Here is a 19,072-nt window from a genome sequence, read left to right as displayed (position 1 = left end):
TTCAATACTCCAAATAATGAAGGGCTGCACATTCGCAGCCCTTCTCTTTTATCGCTGACTTGGCAGCTTCTCTTTGCCAAGAATCGCGTCCCATTCTTCTTCTGTCACGGGCATAATCGACAAGCGATTTCCACGTTTCACCAACGGCATGTTCTCAAGTTCTGGCATCGCTTTCATCACCGACAACGGAATCACTCGCGCCGTTTTACGTACAAACTCGACATCCACCATAATCCAACGCGGGTTGTCTGGGTCTGACTTTGGATCGTAATAATCGCTTTCGGGATCGAATTGGAAATGATCGGGATAGGCTTCTCTCACAACTTTAGCAATACCTGCCACGCCAACATGTTTACAAGAAGAGTGGTAAATCAGGACTAAATCGCCCACCTTCACTTGGTCACGCATCATATTGCGCGCCTGATAATTACGAACTCCCTCCCAACATGAAACCTTTTGGGTTCGAAGCGTGTCAATAGAAAAGGTATCTGGTTCAGTTTTAAATAACCAATATGCCATAATGCCATCCGATGCCGATTGAGTAACAATAATGAGGAAGATATAACATGAAGGCTTTGAAAAACCCAGTGGCGCTTGCCACCCTGCTGGTTCTGCAAGCATGTAGTTCACAGCCGCCACAATCTGGTGCTGCTGACCCAATCTCTCCACCAGCAACCTTAGATAAGCCTGAAACCATTCAACCTCAAACTTTTATGCTACGCGGAAAAGTGATCGTCGGTCACGAGAGCCAATACATCATGCCTTGTGGCAGCGACAAGCAATATTGGTTGCAACTATCACCACAGCAAATGCAACGAGCAATTCAGTTAAATAACGAGCCTTACCAGACTATGTATGGCGAGGTTATCGGCCACCTCAACCCACCGGGCATTGATGGGTTTTCTGCTGATTTCGATGCTAACTTTGTCGTGGAACAAGTGAACTTCCTCACAACGGAAAATCCAAACCGTTGTCAGCAACCAAACAAACCAACTCGCGTGTTTGGTAATGAGCCTTCTTGGTCGGCAAGCTTTGAGGCTAATGGACTAACATTCCAGCAAATCGGCAAACAAACCACAAAATTAGCGATTAAAAGCAGTCAGCTTCAACCTCGCCAGCGCACTTATCAACTACAAGATGGTGAGCTTCGCTTAACAGAAAACCTCTGCTCAGACACAATGAGCGATTCTTTGTATGGCTGGAAAGCAACACTAAAACATGATGGCGAGACGTATCAAGGTTGTGGTATCGCTGCAAACGTCGATGCAACGCTTGGCTGGGCTAATACCTATGTCGCGACCTCAACTCAATCACAAGGTTTTGAAGTACAAATGACCTTAAACCCAGACCACAGCGCCACAACAAAATACCGTTACGCCAATGGACAAGCACCATTAATCGAGCGTGGTTACTGGCAACAGTTAAGTCCGTCTCAGGTTCAAGTTGTCATGACGCATCATCAACAGCAAAGACTGATGTCAGAGCGACTGTTTACTCGAGAAGGCAATCAGCTCAAAGCGACCAAAGAAAAAGTCGGTAACTTGGTATACCCAATCGCCGATGGTGGTTTAGTCCTTTATCCTGCCACCGTTCGTGATGAAGGCATCATGCAACCAGCCGAAAAACGCACCAACAACCCCATCGGTAGTGCTGACGTACCTTCTAGTGCAGAGTTTGATTCAAAAGTAGATGCCGCGGTGCGCAACTACTTCTTTATCCATCAAACCAACCCCAACAATAACCAATACCGTTGGCTAACTTACGACCTCAACAGCGATGGTAACGAAGAGCTATTGGTACAGTTGGATTGGTGTGGTTCCGGTGGCTGTACATTGCTAATATTTGAACATCACGAAAAGGAATGGCGCTTTAATAGCCGCATTACACTAGTGCAAAGCCCGATTATGCTCGGCCAACAAACCTCTCATGGTTGGCGAGATCTGATTTTTAATGTCAGCGGTGGCGGAGCTAAAGCGGCTCAACATGTGATGCAATACACTGGGGTTAGCTACCCACTCAACCCAAGCATGGCGCCAACGGCAACGCCGAACCAAGTCAGTGGCGTGCGTCTGTTCTCTGATGGGATAAGCCCGGTGCGAGAAGGAGTTCGTCTGTAATGTCACAACCGTGTCCAACCTGCGGTTTTCAATTCAATTGTATGTGCTCGCTAATGCCGAAACTTAACAGTGAGCACAACATCCTGCTGTTAATGCATCCGAATGAACTGAAGCGTGATACTAATACCGGCCAGCTACTAGAGCAGTGCCAACTCAGCATTGAGCGAGTAATCTGGGATCGCAAACAGCCACCAGCAGAATTGCTCACTCTATTAGCTGATCCGTCGCGGTATCCGGTGTTGCTCTTCCCCTGTGAAGAAAGTATCACACTCGAACATGTGGTACTCCAAAGCCAGCAACAAACCAAAACTCCGCTGTTTATTATTTTAGATGCCACCTGGCAAGAGGCGCGCAAGATGATCAATAAGAGCCGTTGGTTAGAAGGTATCCCTACTATGGGATTGTCTGCGTCGGCGGACTCACAATATCAGCTGCGACGCAACCAACAACAAGGTAATTTGTGTACGTTTGAAGTCGCTGCACATTTGCTCGGGCAACTTGGAGAACAAAACAACCAACAACAAATGCAGCGCTTTTTTGCCCATTACCTCGCTCTGTTCCAAGCTGAAAAGAGTGGACACGCTCTTAAGCGTTAACCATTAAGCTCAGTAGAAGAACCAAACAAAAAACGCAGCCTACGCTGCGTTTTTTACGACAAGAAGTTTCACGTGAAACATCATTAAAACAGTCGAGTCGGCTCGCCAAGATAGTAACCCTGCAAATAATCCACCCCCATGTCTTGTGCAATGGTGCACACCTCCTGATTGTGGACGAACTCCGCCACCGTCTCCGCGTTAAACACCTGGCACAAACGCACCAACTGGGAAGCGATCTTGCGCTGTTTTAAGTCTTTATCAATATCACGAATCAAGCTGCCATCGAGCTTTATGACTTCTGGCTCCAACTTTAGGATTTCATCGATATTCGAATAGCCGGACCCAAAGTCATCAACAATGATACGCGCCCCTAAGCTTCTAAAATGACTGCACACTTCTATCATTCGGCCGTAGTCTTTGATCTGCTCAGATTCCAGCACTTCTAAACCAATTCGCCTTGGGTCATTTAGCTGGCTAATTTCATGCTCTAAAAGCATTAAAGTTTTATCACTGAGCAAATCTTGCGGCGATAAGTTTATAGAAAAGTCACCTTGCTTATCTCGCATGTAATGCAACGTAGAATGAATCATGTGCCGACTTAATCGAGTGTAAAGATGCGTATCAGAGATAATTGGCAGAAAACGCCCTGGCGCAATCACCGTTCCATCGGCTTCCAGAATACGAACCAAACATTCTTGGCTTGCTAATTTGTGGCTACCCGCATGCACAATAGGTTGGCTATAAGTGATGATATTCTGTTTGAGAATGGCTCTACTGACGCAACTTAGCCATCCAAGTTGCTCTTTACGCACATCCTCACTGACTTCAATATCTTTCGCATTACAGATATGGGTATTACTGCGTACACCGGAGCGCCTCGCTTCGATGCCTTTGAGTAAGAGCTCATCTACTGAAGCGGATGGAAAATCTCGACGACTCACTAAGCCGCCGCATAGCGAGATAGAAAGATAATCTATTTCACGTAGGCCAATTGGCTCAAAATTAGTTTGTTCTACCGCGTCAGCAAAACGCGTAAAGTGCTGTTTGATGGTCTCGCTGCTTTGATCAGCTTTAAATATGAACGCCCATTCACCAACCCCAATACTATAAAGCTGCAAAGCCGTTGGCATGCCGAAACGCTTTCGTAGTCGATTCGTAAAGTGCATTGAGAGATCTTTGAGTAATTGATCTCCCACTCGGTAGCCGTATTTTTCGTTGATATGACTAAAGTTAAGTAGCTTTAGAGTCAACAAATGCTCATCCAAATCGATGTTACTCAGTCGCTCTTGCAATGCGACCCGGTTTTGTAACCCCGTGCGACTGTCGCGTCGATAGCTTTCTTGTAACTTGCGCGTTTGGCGATCGAGTTGATATCCCATATGCGCGTTCATATGGTTGAGATCGCCGATCGCATTTCGAATCAAGCTAAACAACGGTGAAATAGAGGAGCTAACGGGCGACTTAGGCAAGTTCAATGTTTGCACTTCGTCTCCCTCTCGCATCGCTAAATACGTCAGGCTGTGATGAAGAATTTCGGGCTGACCAATACCACCATGCAGTTCCCCCATACAGTAACTACCAAACGTCGTCGCAATATCTTTAAAGGCTTGGACTTCGTCGCTGCTGTCAATAAAGTCTAACCGTGACGCGCAGTTAAAAATCATCACGACTTCAGGTTGGTGCATGGCTAACTCAACCACACCATGCCGCACTTGCTCGAGCGTTAACGAGGGATGGTTATAGCAAAATTGCACTTCGTCACCAAGACACCAGGGCCTGTCGAAGCTCATACTGCCATCAGCGTGTAGCTCCGTTACCGTACAAACTTCCTTTCGCCCTAAGCTTTCTCGATACAAAGGAAAGCTGAGCAGTTGACTCAGCGTCACGTCATGGCCATCCGCCAAGTAACGCTTGTATACTTCCAGCGCTTTCTTCTCACCTAAACAATACAAGCGCGTTCCTTTTGCATGAGTGACTTTGTGTGGCATGCCAATCGGGTTCCATTCCGAATACGCATCAGTCCATAGCTTCAAAGTATCACTGTGCAAAGCTACGGCAACCACAGCGTTATCGTAAACTCGGTTTTGATATAGCACCCAGCAGCCATCGTCAATACTCTGCGCCAACCCTCCAGAAATCACTACTTCTTCACTGGCGAAGGTTTGAAACAAGGGATAGTCACGTCGTTCAATTTGCACAGCAAAGCTGAGGATCACCTGTGAATTATGCTGCATTAGAAGAGAGCGCTTGAGCTCCCCGCCATCAATATCAGGGGAGTAAGAGTATGTTTGTACCGCAGAAGTCAGCGTGGTTTGCTCAAATTCAATCACACTCACTAGGCAACCAGAGGTAAATATCTCCCCTTCCAGAATCACATTACGCGTACTATGCCCCATAACATGAGCATTCGGCAGCGACGACAAAACGGCGTCTGCAAGTGTGGTCGTAATTTCGCGCGATTGCGTCGACAATATTTGTACTAAATATTGTTTATCTGAGGAAGTCGGAAAAGTGACTAAAAAGTCATTCAGTTGACTGACATCGTGAACCAGTTTTGAAAAAGCTCGCATGGACCTACCACTGCCGTAACACTATCTTCACCACGACGTGTGGCGTTACTATTTTTATTTAATAGAGAATAATTTACGTTGCTTTGCGCTGCTTTTCTAGACACAAAATGAGATTAGAATGGATTAATGCGAAAGCAATTAAAAAAGTGTGAGTAACGGCTGCAAACTATTGATTTCAATATCAGGTAAAGTACGTGTTTTTGAATGGTTAATGACATTTTTATTCATATCATTAAACCAACAGGCTGCAAAACCTGCCAACTTTGCACCATGCACATCCGTGGTTAGATGATCACCGACATGCAGAATATTCTCCGCAGGAATATCCAAGAATCGCTTCGCTTTAGTAAACATATCGGTTGCGGGTTTCGCCAATCCATCTGGTCCTGCTTTAAGTACCTGTTGGAAATAAGGCGTAAGACCGATGCGGTCTAAATCCACATTACCGTTGGTGATTGCCACCAACGGGATGTGCTGCGCGAGTTCCTCCAATACATCGAGGCTTTGCTGCGGCACTTCAAAACGGTTACGCCAGTCCAACGCAACGTCTACTGCGGCTTTCGCGGCGGCATGTGCTGCGTCTTCGTCGTAGCCTACTTGGGAGAAGGCTTGCTGAAGTTGCACTAAACGCCATAAAGTGACATCGCTCTTCAGCTCGGGTTGTTGCTGCACAACACGCTGCTTGAGAGCAAACCAATCCGCTTTGTTCATATGAGCAACCGCTGGATGATGGTGCTTGAGCCAAGATAGCAACTCACGCTCCATGCGAACTATCACAGGATAGTTGTCATAGAGGGTATCATCTAGGTCAAAGGTCATTGCCTTAATAGGCTCGATACGGCGATAAAATTTCATACTTCGGCTCACTCCCCGTTCTTTTTACGTGCGCGTGGGTGGGCTTGGTCGTAGGCTTGCGCCAAATGTTGGAAATCCAAGTGCGTGTAGATTTGGGTCGTCGAAATGTTCTCGTGCCCTAAAAGCTCCTGCACCGCACGTAAGTTATTGCTTGATTCGAGCATATGTGTCGCAAATGAGTGACGCAATTTATGCGGACTAATATGGCTTGCGACAGACTGTTTCTGCCCCCATTCAGCCATGCGCTTTTGCACGCTACGATGCGAAATACGCGTTCCAAGCTTAGATACAAACAAGGCGGGCTCACCTGGAGCGGCTAAATCACCACGAACGCGTAACCACTTCCCGACCCACTCGGTTGCCATCCCAGAGAACGGCACTTTACGTTCTTTATCGCCTTTACCAATAACACGAAGCTCACCACTACGCAGTTGTACATCACGTACATCCACACCCACCAACTCAGCCAAACGTAAGCCGGCGCCGTACATCAGCTCCATCATGGCGCGATCGCGCACAGCCAACGGGTCGTCCTCGTTGACTTCAAGTAATTGGCTCACTTCGTCAACATCGAGGTTTTTGGGCAACGGGCGTTTTTTGCGAGGTGCTGAAACCCCTTTGGCTGGGTTAGCCGACATCTCGCCACGCAGAATAAGGAAATCGAAAAAGCTACGCAGCGATGAGAGGCGCGTTGCCAAACTGCTGGCTTTCATGCCTTCTCGCATGCCCTTACCTGCTAATTGGCGCACCCAACCAGCATCCACTTGAGACCAATCTTTGAGCCCCATTTCAGCTAGGTGCTGCGCCATTGTTTCTAGCTGCTGTTTGTAATTGCGCTGAGTATGTAGGCTAAGCCCCTTTTCGCTTCGTAAGAATTCATAGAAGCGCTCAAGAGGCTTTTGCAGATTATTTGGCAGAGGAGTGTTGGGAGTTGTCGTCATCGTAACTTTGCCATACCAGTGTTTGAGCGAGATGTGCCACTACTAATGATAGGTGACGCAAAAACAAGGTATCCATATCTGGCTGAAAATGGCCGCCATCTTCACTAGAAAAAGCAAGCACGCCCAGTGTTTGCTGTTTCACGAGCGGCAGTACCACATAGGAACCCATTTCCGGCACTTCCATGTTGCCAAACAAAGCTTCACGATCTACTTTGCGAAGACGTCCTAAGTACGCATCTTTGCCATTTAAGTGAGTGGTCGCAAAGCGTTGATAACTTTCCTTACTCAATTGAATCGATGCGTCGCATTGACTAAACAATCGAACAAACGCACGTAAGCCCAGTGCTTTGGCTTTCTCTTCGATAGAATGAATGACTTGTTTAAAGTCACCACACTTTAGAATCTGCCCCTGCAAATCCATAAATTCGTAAAAGGTGCGATCATTGTTCGCCGCAAGCGACATTAGTGTAGTGATCTCTTCCTCTAACTCTTCAATGCGCTGACGTTGGCGATTCATTTGGATGTGTACCAAAGATACCGCGCCTAAGTCTGAGTGTGGGAAAGATAAACGATCCACAAGCTCCGGACGTTGCACAAAAAAGTCTGGATGATCTTTGAGGTACTCGGCCACTACTTCAGACGTTAAGGCATCTGCTTCTACTTGAGACAAACCGTTTCCTTTTTCTTCAACTAGCAAGACAATTGACCATCAAATACATGCGTTGTAGGTCCGGTCATAAACAACGGCTTGCCAGGACCTTGCCATGCAATTCGCAATTCACCACCAGGTAGAGAAACCTTAACGTTTTCATCCAACAAGCCCTGCAGAATCCCAACCGCGACTGCCGCGCATGCACCACTACCACAAGCTTGTGTCTCTCCTGCGCCTCGCTCGTAAACTCGAAGACGAATATGGTCACGACTCATCACCTGCATAAAGCCAGCGTTGACGCGCTCTGGGAAACGCTCATGCGACTCAAGCAGCGGACCGAGAGTTTCCACTTCTGCCGTATCCACATCGTCGACCACGGTCACTACGTGCGGGTTACCCATGCTCACAGCACCACAAAACAGCGTTTTTTCACCAGCGCGCATGATGTAAGTTTTCTCTTTTTGCTTCGCTTTGAAAGGAATTTTGTTCGGTTCAAACTCTGGTACGCCCATGTTGACCGTCACTTCCCCATCATCTTCGATGTTGAGAATCATCTTTCCTTTCTTGGTGCTCACGCTGATGCTGTATTTATTGGTCAGCCCCTTCAAGCGAACAAAGCGGGCAAAACAGCGTGCACCGTTACCACACTGTTCAACTTCACTACCATCGGCATTAAAAATCCGATAATGGAAGTCGGTTTCAGGGTCGTAAGGGGCCTCTACCACAAGCAATTGGTCAAAACCAACGCCAGTATGACGATCCGCCAAGCGGCGGATCAGGTCTTGCGAGAAAAACACGTTCTGGGTAATACAGTCGACGACCATGAAGTCGTTGCCCAAACCGTGCATTTTGGAAAAGTGGAAATGCATTTGTTGTGTGTTACTCCGGTAGAATCTGTTCCAGCTGCCACAAACTGGTCAGCTCCTCACGCTGGCGAACTAAGTGGCTTTGTTTACCGTCCACCATCACTTCTGCCGCTCGGGTACGAGTATTGTAGTTCGAAGACATCACAAAACCATAGGCACCTGCTGAACGAACCGCGAGTAGATCACCTTCTTGCAAAACGAGTGCGCGATCTTTACCCAAGAAGTCGCCGGTTTCACAAATAGGACCAACCAAGTCGTAAGTCTGAGCTTCACCCTTTCGCGGTGAAACTGGCACAATATCTTGCCATGCTTGGTATAGCGCAGGACGCATCAAGTCGTTCATTGCAGCGTCGATAATCGCAAAGTTTTTATGCTCAGTATGTTTTAAAAACTCAACACGCGTTAGCAAGATACCTGCGTTCGCAGCAATTGCACGGCCTGGCTCAAAGATCAGCTCCAAGTCTTGGTGATTTTCAAGACGGCCTAGTAACGCTTTGGCGTAATCAGAAGGCTGAGGTGGTAATTCATCACGATAGACCACACCCAAACCGCCGCCGACATCAAGGTGACGAATGTTAATGCCTTGCGCTTTTAAATCATCAATCAGGGCTAATAAACGGTCTGTCGCGTCGATAAATGGGTCTATATTGGTCAGCTGAGAACCAATGTGGCAGTCGATGCCTTGCACATTCAAGTTCGGCAGGCTTTGCGCGAATTTATAAACATCTGGCGCACGATCAAACGCAATGCCGAATTTATTGTCGCGAAGACCAGTCGAAATGTAAGGGTGTGTTTTCGCGTCGACATCTGGATTGATACGAAGAGAAATTGGTGCAATCACACCAAGCTCACCCGCAACCTTGTTCAAACGTTCTAGCTCTGGCTCAGATTCAACGTTGAAACATTTGATACCTAGCTCAAGAGCGCGCTTCATCTCTGCCGATGTTTTACCAACACCAGAGAAAACGACTTTTTTCGGATCACCGCCTGCGGCAATCACACGCTCAAGTTCACCACCCGACACGATGTCAAAACCCGATCCCAAACGCGCTAGCGTGTTCAATACGCCTAAGTTTGAGTTGGCTTTCACCGCGTAGCAAACTAGGTGAGGATGCTGACCCACAGCACTATCAAACGCCTTCCAATGGCGCTCTAGCGTGGCTCGAGAATATACGTAAAGAGGAGTGCCATATTGCTCTGCAAGAGCTTGAAGTGGGACGTCTTCGGCCCAAAGCTGGCCATCATCCTGATAGTTGAAGTAATCCAAAATTCGCTTCCCTTATTTTATTCGACTGCTGAACCCTAATTTCACCCTAAGGTGCGGTTATTTATTGTGATTGCTCATTCTGTTGAGTGTCATCTGGAATGTATAGTGAGCCAGACTGACCACACCCCGCTAAGGTCGCGGCAACCATCACAAACAACACAGTAACTAATTTTTTCATTTCGCATATCGTGATTATTGAATCAATGCCCCCTATAATCGCACCACACTCAGGAAAAGCAATAGGATAGACGGATGAACGATACTGAATTTCATCAACTGGTGGATGCGCAGATGCAAATCATCGAAGAATCCATCGATGATTCAGGCGCAGACATTGATTACGAAGTCACTGGCAACGTAATGACATTGGAATTTGAAGACCGCAGCCAAATCATCATTAATCGCCAAGAGCCGATGCATGAGATCTGGCTAGCGTCCAAATCTGGTGGTTTCCACTTCAAGCTTATTGAAGGTAAATGGACCTGCTCAAAAACGGGTATGGAGCTATTTGAAATGGTGAAGCAAGAGTGTGAAAAGCACGCAGGCGAAGCCATTGATTGGGCATAATTCTGGTCAATCGTCACCAAAACAAAAAGAGCACCGAAGTGCTCTTTTTGTTTATTGATACGGGTTTAATTACGCGTTCACAGTTTTGGTCGGGCGACTCGGTGAACAACCGTCATTACGGTAAGGAATGATATACGCATTCCCCTCTTCAGGGTGAATAATTTGATAGTACTGAGGCAGGTTAAAGTTAATAAACTTAGACGCGACGCGACTATCGTCTTTTACCGACGTGTAGAAGCTGTTTACAGACGAAATCATTTCATCTTTGGAGCCACTGAATTGGTGATACACTTCTACTTGATTTGACTCATCCAACACATAAATATTGAAGCCATCTTCGTTATCTTCAAAGAAGAACTGCACCAGACCTTCACTGGCAAACCCATCCACCGCTTCCGGCATTTGATATTCTTGCTCACGATCGAGCATTAACAGCGGCGAGCCTTTGAGTTTGTTAGTAGAAATGCTGCGGTAGAAATCGATGGAATTTTCTAGCTTCTGCACCGACACACCACGACGTTCAAAGAACAACCCATAAGTCTGGTTACCAAGACGCATCGCTTTAAAGCGGCGGCGTTTCTCTTGCTCTACTGGTTTCAAGCGTAAGTCGATACATTCAGCTAAAAGCTGGTAAACCATATTACGCATCACACCACGCATGTTCTTCGCATAGCAGAACACATCCACTGATTCTGGTGGCAACGCATCTTGGTGCATTTTGCCCAAAATGGTTTTCAGTGCATCCAGCATCGCCGTTTCCCCTTTGAAATGCAGCGTACGCACTTCATGCCAAGAGTTACGGTAAACAAGGTCAACACTGCCGACTAAATTTTTATGTTCTGGACCAAAGCTAAAAATATCGGTGTTCTTAACATCCACTTTCAACGAACGACCAGAAAGTTCAGACGTCGGATCATTTTCAAAGTTGATGAACATCGCAAGCTGGCTTATTTCACAAGGACTCGCTAGCGCCTGCATAGATGGACGACGCTTACGCAACGCAAAAGTATTTCGTAAGTCACTCACCATTTGGTAAAACTTATCAATATCTAGCTGCGCTTCACGTACCACGGCATGTAAACGAGTCGATTCAGTGATCAAGCCATTGAAGAATGCCCAAGCAACCAATTTACTCAAGTATTCATGATGCTCTAGATATGGTTGCCCCAAAATGCGGTGCGCAATAAGTGGTTGTTTATAGAGGTACCAACCAGACTTGTTCACTCCCCCTTTTTTCACTTCGATAAAGCTCAAGTCAGGCTCGTGCAGATCAGGTGAAATCTGTGGGTTTAGTAACGTTACTTTGCCCGGCAATACTTCAAAAGCCGCGTAAAGTTTACGGGCCAAAATACTGATGTCTTGCGGACTGATAGCAGAAGTGATGTCGTTACGACGCGCAAATTGAATCAAGTTACGGTAGCTTTGCATCAACGCATCCAGCAATGCATGATGTACCACCTTCACTTGTTCAACCTTCCAATTACGGCGGTCATCGAGCTCTGCAACGACACTGGCATCCCAATTCCATTTTGCAATCATATCGCTCAGCGCTTCACGACGCCAAGCTACTGAGCCAACATTCGGCTCACGAGATAATTTTTCATGGGTTTTGAGATAGAAACAGCGACGCACTAAATCCAAACGTGTATCGTCTTGAATTCGCTCTAAGTAACGGGTTACTTTTTCCAACATTAAGTAGTACGCATCCATGCCATAGAGATCAGGCTCATGGGCAAAGAAACGACGTTTAGTGTCGATGCTTAACAATTGAGTATGCGGGTATTCCCACGAGTAAGCTTCTAGCAAGATGGCTTTTAATACCGATTTGTAGGGAGAATCGATGCTTTTGTATAACTGCCACAAGTTCGAGCCGAAGTATTCTTCAGCAGGAATGCAGTTCAATTTACCAAAGTCGATCCATTCACTACAGTCGATGTAACCATCACTGCACAGTTGAGAAACGTACTCGTCGTAACACTCTTCCATTTCTGGCGGCACGATTTGCCATAACAAACGCTGTCCGGCAATACGCACCGCACTACGATAGAATTCATCTAGCAAAAGTAAGTGCTGAGATGAACCACAGTTATCACCTGTCATCTCCTCAGAATGATTGCTTCTAAAGCGCTCTTTATCCATTAAGAAAAAGTTCGCTTCCACGCCTTTGCTTTGTGCCCAATCCGTGATGAGTAGGCATTTATTGGTCAATAACTCGCGTTCGTCACAATCCATCTCTGGTGAGATACACACCCAAATATCCAAATCACTGGAAGTACTTTGACCAATCGAGGAGGTACTGCCCATGGTGTACAAACCCAATATAGCGGGCTTTTCTACCGTCTTGAGCGGCTGACCAATGGCAAGTTGAATATCATCTATGAATTGTTGCTGAATGCTATTTAGTTCAAGCCCATGCACACCAAACGGGACATCGGCATCATAATAGCCAGGAATTACAGGATGGTTGTAGTTCAACAAGGCAGGAATCAAGTGGAAGACTTGCTGGCTTTGCGAATCCATAAGCGCCAACGCGCGATCAACTCGCTGCTGATTCAAATTATCTAGTCGCTGGATGATTTTTTGGGTGTAAGCCTGCAAGGGGAATTCCTTGGTTGAACAATCACGAAAATCTGCTGACGTTTTAAACCAAAACGGCTTAAAAACGTGATCAATTTAACACTTTTATTGGTGCGGGTAAAGCTTCACGCCCGTGTATCACTCCGGATACAAAACCATACTTTAGTCACAAAATTAATCGCGCGGTAGTGTCGCTCTTATTACCTATTACTAATAATAGTCCTTAGTCTAATTGAGAATCCAGTCACACTATTTTCATAACGTCATGTAATTCCATTCATAGCCTTCAGAGATAACGAACTAACAGTAAGCATTTCTTGATGAGAATGGTAGGATAAACCCAAATCCAAACAGCATTGAGAAGATCATGACACAATCCACACCGATTCGCATTGCAACTCGAAAAAGCCCTCTTGCTTTATGGCAAGCTTACTTTGTTAAAGACGCCCTTCAAGCCGCTCACCCTGGCTTGGAAGTCGAGTTAGTAACCATGGTGACCAAAGGTGACGTGATTTTAGATACACCACTAGCAAAAGTTGGCGGCAAAGGCTTGTTCGTAAAAGAGCTTGAAATCGCGATGCTAGAAGGACGTGCAGACCTCGCCGTTCACTCAATGAAAGACGTACCCGTCGATTTCCCAGAAGGCCTTGGCCTCGTGACCATTTGTGAGCGTGAAGATCCTCGTGATGCCTTCGTCTCTAATACCTATAGCCACATTGATGAGCTCCCTCAAGGTGCCGTGGTTGGTACTTGCAGTTTACGCCGCCAATGCCAACTGAAAGAATATCGTCCGGACATCATCATCAAAGAGCTTCGCGGTAATGTGGGCACTCGCCTTGGTAAGTTAGATGCGGGTGAGTATGATGCAATCATTCTTGCTGCGGCTGGCCTCAAACGATTGAAGCTTGAAGAACGCATTCGTAGCTTTATCGAACCAGAGCAATCACTACCAGCGGTAGGCCAAGGTGCTGTCGGTATTGAGTGCCGCCTTGACGATGAAAGACTGCTTAAGCTGCTTGAGCCACTTAACCACCAAGACACCGTAGACCGCGTTTTGTGTGAGCGCGCAATGAACCTTACGCTAGAAGGCGGCTGTCAGGTACCGATCGGCAGCTATGCCCTGCTAGACGGCGACAACATTTGGCTACGCGCATTAGTTGGCGAACCAGATGGCAGCGAAATTGTGCGTGGTGAAATTCGTGGCCATCGTAAAGATGGCGAAGCATTAGGAGTGCAGCTAGCCAATGAGCTGCTAGATAACGGCGCTCGTGAAATCCTAACTAAGCTGTACGCAGATCACGAATAACCATGGCAGTGTTGGTCACTCGGCCGGGAGAGCAAGGCAACGCGCTTTGCTCTCTGCTCGAAAGGCACGGCATTTCCGCATATCACCATCCTCTGATCGACATTGTAGCCGATCTCACGGACACGCACCTCTCTAAACATCTACATCAAGCTCAAATTGTTATCGCTGTTAGTCGACATGCCGTGCAATGTGCACAGCAAATCTTAGCCAGTAACGGGATGTCATGGCCGAAACAAGCTATTTACCTTGCCGTTGGTCAAAAAACAGCACACTATTTAAGCAAATGTACCCAACAGAAAGTACACTATCCCCAAGTCAGTGATAGTGAACACTTATTGCGACTGCCAGAGCTCAACAATGTGGCACAACAACAAGTTCTTATCCTTCGTGGTAACGGCGGAAGAGAGCTGATCAAAGATGCATTGGTGAGACGTGGCGCAAAAGTTCACTATAGTGAGACTTACAAGAGAGAATTCATCCCATTCGATCCAGTAAGCTGTGTCTCACTATGGAAAAACCTACAAATTAACCAGATTGTTGTCACCAGTGGTGAACAACTGGATTATTTGTGCAGCCAATTGACGTCGGAGCAATTGACTTGGCTTAATCAACAAGAGTTGTATATCCCCAGTCAGCGTATCGCTGACATCGCAATTCAAAGGGGGTTCACTCGCGTGAGATGCACGGGAAGCGCATCCAACCAAGAATTACTGGCGGCTCTCCAGCCCTAGCTACACAGGATATAGGCATGACAAGTAAAAATAACGACCAAAAAAATAACGATAAAAACCTTTCCGAAGAAACCTCATCGGCACCGCTAGTCGAAAAAACCACATCTCAGCAGGATGCGGCCCCTAAAAAAGAACAGCCACAAGCGGCCGAGCCCCCAAAAACAGCAGAGCCAACCAAAGTCGAGTTTGAAGAAAAACAAGGGAAACGCGGTGTCAAACTAGGCACAGTCGCTATCATCCTATCGATTATTTTTGGCGGTGGCCTCGCATACAAGCTACATCAGCAGCAAGCCGATTACCAAGCGCAGATCGCCCAACTAAAAAGTCAGCTAGAAAGCACTCAAGCCTCCATGAAGCAAGAGCTCAGCCGGGTACAAGAAGAAACCATCGAGAAAGCAACGACCGTGACACACAAAGCGGAAGTGCTACTGGGACAGCAACAGAAGAGCATTGAAAGCTTACAGCTCGCCGTTGCCGATGTGAAAGGTCGTCGACCAAACGACTGGCTATTGGCGGAGGCCGATTACCTCGTCAAATTAGCCGGCCGTAAACTGTTCTTAGAGCATGACGTAGAAAGCGCAACTCAACTAATGGAAAGTGCTGATCAACGCATTGCAGCGCTGAATGACCCTAGTCTCGTCAAACTACGTAAAGCAATGGCGAACGATATCACCAAACTTCGCACTATCCCGCTAATTGACCGTGATGGATTGGTACTACGCTTAACTGCCCTGCAACAGCAAGTAGACAAGCTCCCTCTCGCCAATGCACTGCTACCTGAAGCTGAAGCCGTAGAAAACACTGAAGTGTCTGAAGATATCGCAAACTGGCAAGATAACTTAATGACCTCTTTGAAGGACTTTTCGGAAAACTTCATTACCTTCCGCACGCGCGATGGTAATGTCATTCCACTGCTCTCTCCTGAGCAACACTTTTACCTGAAAGAAAACATCAAAGCCAAATTGGAAACGGCAATAAAAGCGGTGTACCAAGAGCAAGGTGAAATTTACACCACGTCTCTAAAAACAGCAGACAAATGGGCATTAGCTTTCTTCAACCAAGACGATAATTCCGTTAAAGAGTTCAACAAAACGGTTAACCTACTAAGTCAGCAAAATATTCAAGTGGAATACCCAACGAAACTGCAAAGTCAGTCTCAACTATCAGATGTCATTCGTGAACGCCTACGTCGTGAAGTCACAACGATGACAGGCATGGAGGATAAGTAATGTTTCGTCTTATTTTCCTATTTGTTGTACTAGGCGCAGGACTATTTGTTGGCACCCAGTTTTCTGGTCAGCAAGGCTATGTACTCATCTCCATTGCCGAGAAAACGATCGAGATGAGCGTAACGACATTAGTGGTTTTCGTTATCGCAGCACTCGCAGGTCTTTTTCTGCTTGAGTACCTGATTAAGAAGTTAGTTTATGCTAGTTCTACAACATGGAACTACTTCAGTGTTCGCAAAATGCGCCATTCCCGCCGATACACCAATGAAGGCATTATTAAACTTCTAGAAGGTGACTGGAAAGGTGCTGAGAAGAAAGTAACTCGCTGGGCAAATCATCACGATATGCCGCTGCTTTGCTACTTAGTTGCCTCTGAAGCCGCACAAGGTCAAGGTGATAAAGCAAAACGAGATCACTATCTAGAGCTAGCGAGCCAACAAGAGAACGCCCATCTCGCAGTAGAACTGACTCGAGCGAAACAATTTATCCGCGACAACGAGTTCGAGTCCGCTTTCGATACCTTGCAATCGTTAAAAAGTCAGTATGCGAGTAACTCTATTGTATTGAACTTGCTGAAAACAACGTACATGCAGCTAAAGTTGTGGCAACCTCTTATTGACCTCTTGCCACAACTAACCAAAGCAAAACTCATCTCGGAAGAAGAACATGCAGAGCTGATTCAAAAGGCGCAGTGCGGCTTACTCCATGAAGTAGCGCAACAACAAGGTAGCGAAGGGCTAATCTCCCATTGGAATAGTCTCTCACGTAAAGTGAAACAAGACACAAACCTCGTTGCCTGTTTTGCTCGAGAACTCATCACACGAAAAGCTGATGCAGAAGCCTTTACCGTGCTAAAAGAAGCATTAAAAAAACAACCTGCCCCAGAGCTTTATCAACTACTGCCAGATCTAAATCTGCCAGATACCCACCCTGTCGTGGTCTTCTTAGAGGGAGTAGTGAAGAAAGAACCGGATAACGCCGCTGCCCATAGCGCATTAGCGCACTTCTATTTCCGTCAAGAGAAGTGGCAAGAAGCCCAGGATCACTTTGAGATCGCCTTAAAGCTTCGCTCTGACGTCTCTGACTATGCATTCCTAGCAGACACACTAGAGAAGCAAAACCTAACCAAAGCTGCTCACGAAGTCTCTCGTAAAGCTCTCACGCTAGTACAGAATGACTAACTAAAGGTGACCTAACGAAGCCGGCAGCTTACTGTCGGCTTTTTTATTTTCAGCCCTAAACCACCTACTTCAGTAGGTGGTTATCATCCGTTTCGGCTTTGCCTGTAAAACTACTCATGCTAAATGCGTCTTTGATTTTTCCAGAAGTCAAAGAGGACAAATAACATGAGTAGATACAATCAAGCTTCCCACGTATTTTGGCGTTGTCAATACCATATAGTGTGGACGCCAAAGTATCGATTTAGGATCTTGAAGAACAATATAGGTAAAGAAGTTTATCGATGTATTTATGTTTACTGTAATCAACTTGGATGTGAAGTCGTAGAGCTAAACGTACAAGTTGACCACGTACATTTAGTTGTAAAGGTCCCACCAAAGCTTTCGATATCCAAGTTGATGGGGGTATTGAAAGGCAAAATAGCCTTAAAGCTATTTAGCAAGTTTCCTCACCTTAGGAAGAACAGGCTTTGGGGTAATCACTTTTGGCAAAGAGGCTATTTTGTCGATAGTGTTGGAATCAATGAAGAAATAATACGCCGATATGTAAGACATCAAGAGAAGCAAGAGCGAGTAGAGCAGCAGCAATTGGCGCTGGACTAAACAAAGGCCCCCTTTTAGGGGGCTCACACAAAGCCACCTTCTTTAGAAGGTGGTAATTTACTACCTGCTACTAACCCTTTAGTCCTTAGTCATCAAGATGTTTATCAGTTTCATTGGCTCCCAAGTAGTGCCCGACTTCCTAGTAACTCACTATCGTTTCACTTTCACTCTTCTCTTTTGACTACTCTGATCCTGTCATTCCAGCAGAATCCAAAACAATTTTAAAAGATGCAGGAATACGTAACTTTAGCCTGTTGATGTATGGTTTTAAGACGTAGCTAGATTTAGGCAATAGAGCACACGCGTCGCTAGACTGAGTAAAACAAAAAGATACATCAGTGAAACAGTGGCTATTTGAGTATGCTTATTTGTTCGGTCTATCCGGTAAAAGGGGCTAGAGAAGCAATGGTAGTGCTTTAAGAGAACGATAAGGCAATAGATGGTAACACCTTAACAAAGCATCTCCAACAACCTTATCGGGACAGCATGCAGTGATGAGGATGAACAGCTTTAGAGGCAACTGCACTTCTTAGCAAAAATCAAAAACGTCACAACCAATACCGATACCAATATTACTTTGTCGAAAAGTAGATCGCATATGGAATTGATTTTTGGCAAGCACAGATAGAGTAATAAAGATGTGCGGAAATGAAAAAAGCCTCGCTATTTCTAGCGAGGCTTCTTAATAGTGGCGGAGAGATAGGGATTTGAACCCTAGATACGCTATTAACGTATGCCGGTTTTCAAGACCGGTGCTTTCAACCACTCAGCCATCTCTCCACAAATTGTCATCAACAGATTAATTCACTGATGATGTTGTTACTTGTCTATGCAAATAACGATATTTAAAGCCTGGCGATGTCCTACTCTCACATGGGGAAGCCCCACACTACCATCGGCGCTATTTCGTTTCACTTCTGAGTTCGGCATGGAAATCAGGTGGGTCCAAAACGCTATGGTCGCCAAGCAAATTCTTTAATCTGGAAAGCTGTTTTTTAATTCTCGTTACTACACATT

Annotated in this window: 17 protein-coding genes, 1 tRNA gene and 1 rRNA gene; 8 read left to right on the top strand and 11 right to left on the bottom strand. The window is 46.1% G+C overall.

Features of this window, described 5'->3' with window-relative positions:
- Positions 1 to 48 precede the first annotated feature (48 nt).
- Positions 49 to 519, bottom strand: a complete 471-nt coding sequence (locus J4N43_RS00430) for an EVE domain-containing protein (RefSeq protein WP_005378735.1) — start codon at positions 517 to 519, stop codon at positions 49 to 51.
- Between the two features lie 47 nt (positions 520 to 566).
- Here J4N43_RS00430 and J4N43_RS00425 point away from each other — a divergent pair, with 47 nt between their 5' ends.
- Positions 567 to 2,117: a COG3650 family protein gene (locus J4N43_RS00425; protein WP_053350822.1), complete on the top strand. Its 1,551-nt coding sequence runs from the start codon at positions 567 to 569 to the stop codon at positions 2,115 to 2,117.
- Positions 2,117 to 2,713, top strand: a complete 597-nt coding sequence (locus J4N43_RS00420) for a tRNA-uridine aminocarboxypropyltransferase (RefSeq protein WP_031780839.1) — start codon at positions 2,117 to 2,119, stop codon at positions 2,711 to 2,713. The genes J4N43_RS00425 and J4N43_RS00420 overlap by 1 nt, the downstream gene beginning before the upstream one ends.
- A gap of 83 nt (positions 2,714 to 2,796) precedes the next feature.
- On the opposite strand, the gene J4N43_RS00415 is transcribed toward J4N43_RS00420, so the two are convergent.
- From J4N43_RS00415 to lptM, 7 genes are all read right to left on the bottom strand, one after another.
- Entirely contained in the window at positions 2,797 to 5,283 is a 2,487-nt protein-coding gene (locus J4N43_RS00415; protein WP_053350820.1) for an EAL domain-containing protein, read from the bottom strand.
- 138 nt (positions 5,284 to 5,421) lie between these two features.
- Positions 5,422 to 6,138 (bottom strand): 5-amino-6-(5-phospho-D-ribitylamino)uracil phosphatase YigB, encoded by a 717-nt coding sequence (gene yigB / locus J4N43_RS00410; protein WP_053350826.1) that lies wholly within the window; start codon positions 6,136 to 6,138, stop codon positions 5,422 to 5,424.
- An 8-nt stretch (positions 6,139 to 6,146) separates the two neighbouring features.
- A complete protein-coding gene (gene xerC, locus J4N43_RS00405; protein ID WP_053350819.1) occupies positions 6,147 to 7,079 on the bottom strand; it encodes a tyrosine recombinase XerC in 933 nt (310 codons plus the stop codon).
- Positions 7,045 to 7,776, bottom strand: coding sequence for a DUF484 family protein (locus tag J4N43_RS00400; RefSeq protein WP_081051351.1), 732 nt, complete (start codon positions 7,774 to 7,776; stop codon positions 7,045 to 7,047). The genes xerC and J4N43_RS00400 overlap by 35 nt, the downstream gene beginning before the upstream one ends.
- On the bottom strand, positions 7,770 to 8,600 hold the full coding sequence (gene dapF / locus J4N43_RS00395; RefSeq protein WP_053350818.1) for a diaminopimelate epimerase: 831 nt from the start codon (positions 8,598 to 8,600) through the stop codon (positions 7,770 to 7,772). The genes J4N43_RS00400 and dapF overlap by 7 nt, the downstream gene beginning before the upstream one ends.
- Positions 8,601 to 8,610: 10 nt before the next feature.
- Positions 8,611 to 9,864, bottom strand: coding sequence for a diaminopimelate decarboxylase (gene lysA, locus J4N43_RS00390; protein ID WP_033907276.1), 1,254 nt, complete (start codon positions 9,862 to 9,864; stop codon positions 8,611 to 8,613).
- A 61-nt stretch (positions 9,865 to 9,925) separates the two neighbouring features.
- Positions 9,926 to 10,042 (bottom strand): LPS translocon maturation chaperone LptM, encoded by a 117-nt coding sequence (gene lptM / locus J4N43_RS24625; protein WP_005378746.1) that lies wholly within the window; start codon positions 10,040 to 10,042, stop codon positions 9,926 to 9,928.
- Between the two features lie 74 nt (positions 10,043 to 10,116).
- Between lptM and cyaY the strand changes: the two genes are divergently transcribed.
- The gene (gene cyaY, locus J4N43_RS00380) at positions 10,117 to 10,431 is read left to right on the top strand and encodes an iron donor protein CyaY (RefSeq protein ID WP_005383391.1); all 315 of its coding nucleotides are present in this window, start codon (positions 10,117 to 10,119) and stop codon (positions 10,429 to 10,431) included.
- 69 nt (positions 10,432 to 10,500) lie between these two features.
- Here the strand turns inward: cyaY and J4N43_RS00375 are convergent, their stop codons facing one another.
- Positions 10,501 to 13,029 (bottom strand): class I adenylate cyclase, encoded by a 2,529-nt coding sequence (locus tag J4N43_RS00375; RefSeq protein ID WP_053350817.1) that lies wholly within the window; start codon positions 13,027 to 13,029, stop codon positions 10,501 to 10,503.
- A gap of 346 nt (positions 13,030 to 13,375) precedes the next feature.
- On the opposite strand from J4N43_RS00375, the gene hemC reads away from it, so the two are divergent.
- From hemC to tnpA, 5 genes are all read left to right on the top strand, one after another.
- Positions 13,376 to 14,314 carry a hydroxymethylbilane synthase gene (hemC, locus tag J4N43_RS00370; RefSeq protein ID WP_005383388.1) on the top strand — a complete coding sequence of 313 codons (939 nt, stop codon included), beginning with the start codon at positions 13,376 to 13,378 and terminating at the stop codon, positions 14,312 to 14,314.
- A 2-nt stretch (positions 14,315 to 14,316) separates the two neighbouring features.
- Positions 14,317 to 15,045: a uroporphyrinogen-III synthase gene (locus J4N43_RS00365; protein ID WP_062730807.1), complete on the top strand. Its 729-nt coding sequence runs from the start codon at positions 14,317 to 14,319 to the stop codon at positions 15,043 to 15,045.
- Between the two features lie 17 nt (positions 15,046 to 15,062).
- Positions 15,063 to 16,274: a uroporphyrinogen-III C-methyltransferase gene (locus tag J4N43_RS00360; RefSeq protein WP_062730806.1), complete on the top strand. Its 1,212-nt coding sequence runs from the start codon at positions 15,063 to 15,065 to the stop codon at positions 16,272 to 16,274.
- A complete protein-coding gene (locus tag J4N43_RS00355; RefSeq protein ID WP_062730805.1) occupies positions 16,274 to 17,455 on the top strand; it encodes a heme biosynthesis protein HemY in 1,182 nt (393 codons plus the stop codon). Before J4N43_RS00360 ends, J4N43_RS00355 begins: the two co-directional genes overlap by 1 nt.
- A 165-nt stretch (positions 17,456 to 17,620) precedes the next feature.
- Entirely contained in the window at positions 17,621 to 18,055 is a 435-nt protein-coding gene (gene tnpA / locus J4N43_RS00350) for an IS200/IS605 family transposase (protein WP_017633711.1), read from the top strand.
- A gap of 689 nt (positions 18,056 to 18,744) precedes the next feature.
- On the opposite strand, the gene J4N43_RS00345 is transcribed toward tnpA, so the two are convergent.
- A tRNA-Ser gene (locus J4N43_RS00345) sits at positions 18,745 to 18,835 on the bottom strand.
- Positions 18,836 to 18,905: 70 nt separating this feature from the next.
- A 5S ribosomal RNA gene (gene rrf / locus J4N43_RS00340) occupies positions 18,906 to 19,022 on the bottom strand.
- Positions 19,023 to 19,072 lie beyond the last annotated feature (50 nt).

The sequence above is a fragment of the Vibrio sp. SCSIO 43009 genome (assembly GCF_023716525.1).
In the GTDB taxonomy this organism is placed as follows: Bacteria; Pseudomonadota; Gammaproteobacteria; order Enterobacterales; family Vibrionaceae; genus Vibrio; species Vibrio alginolyticus.
This window is presented reverse-complemented; position numbering and strand designations above follow the sequence as displayed.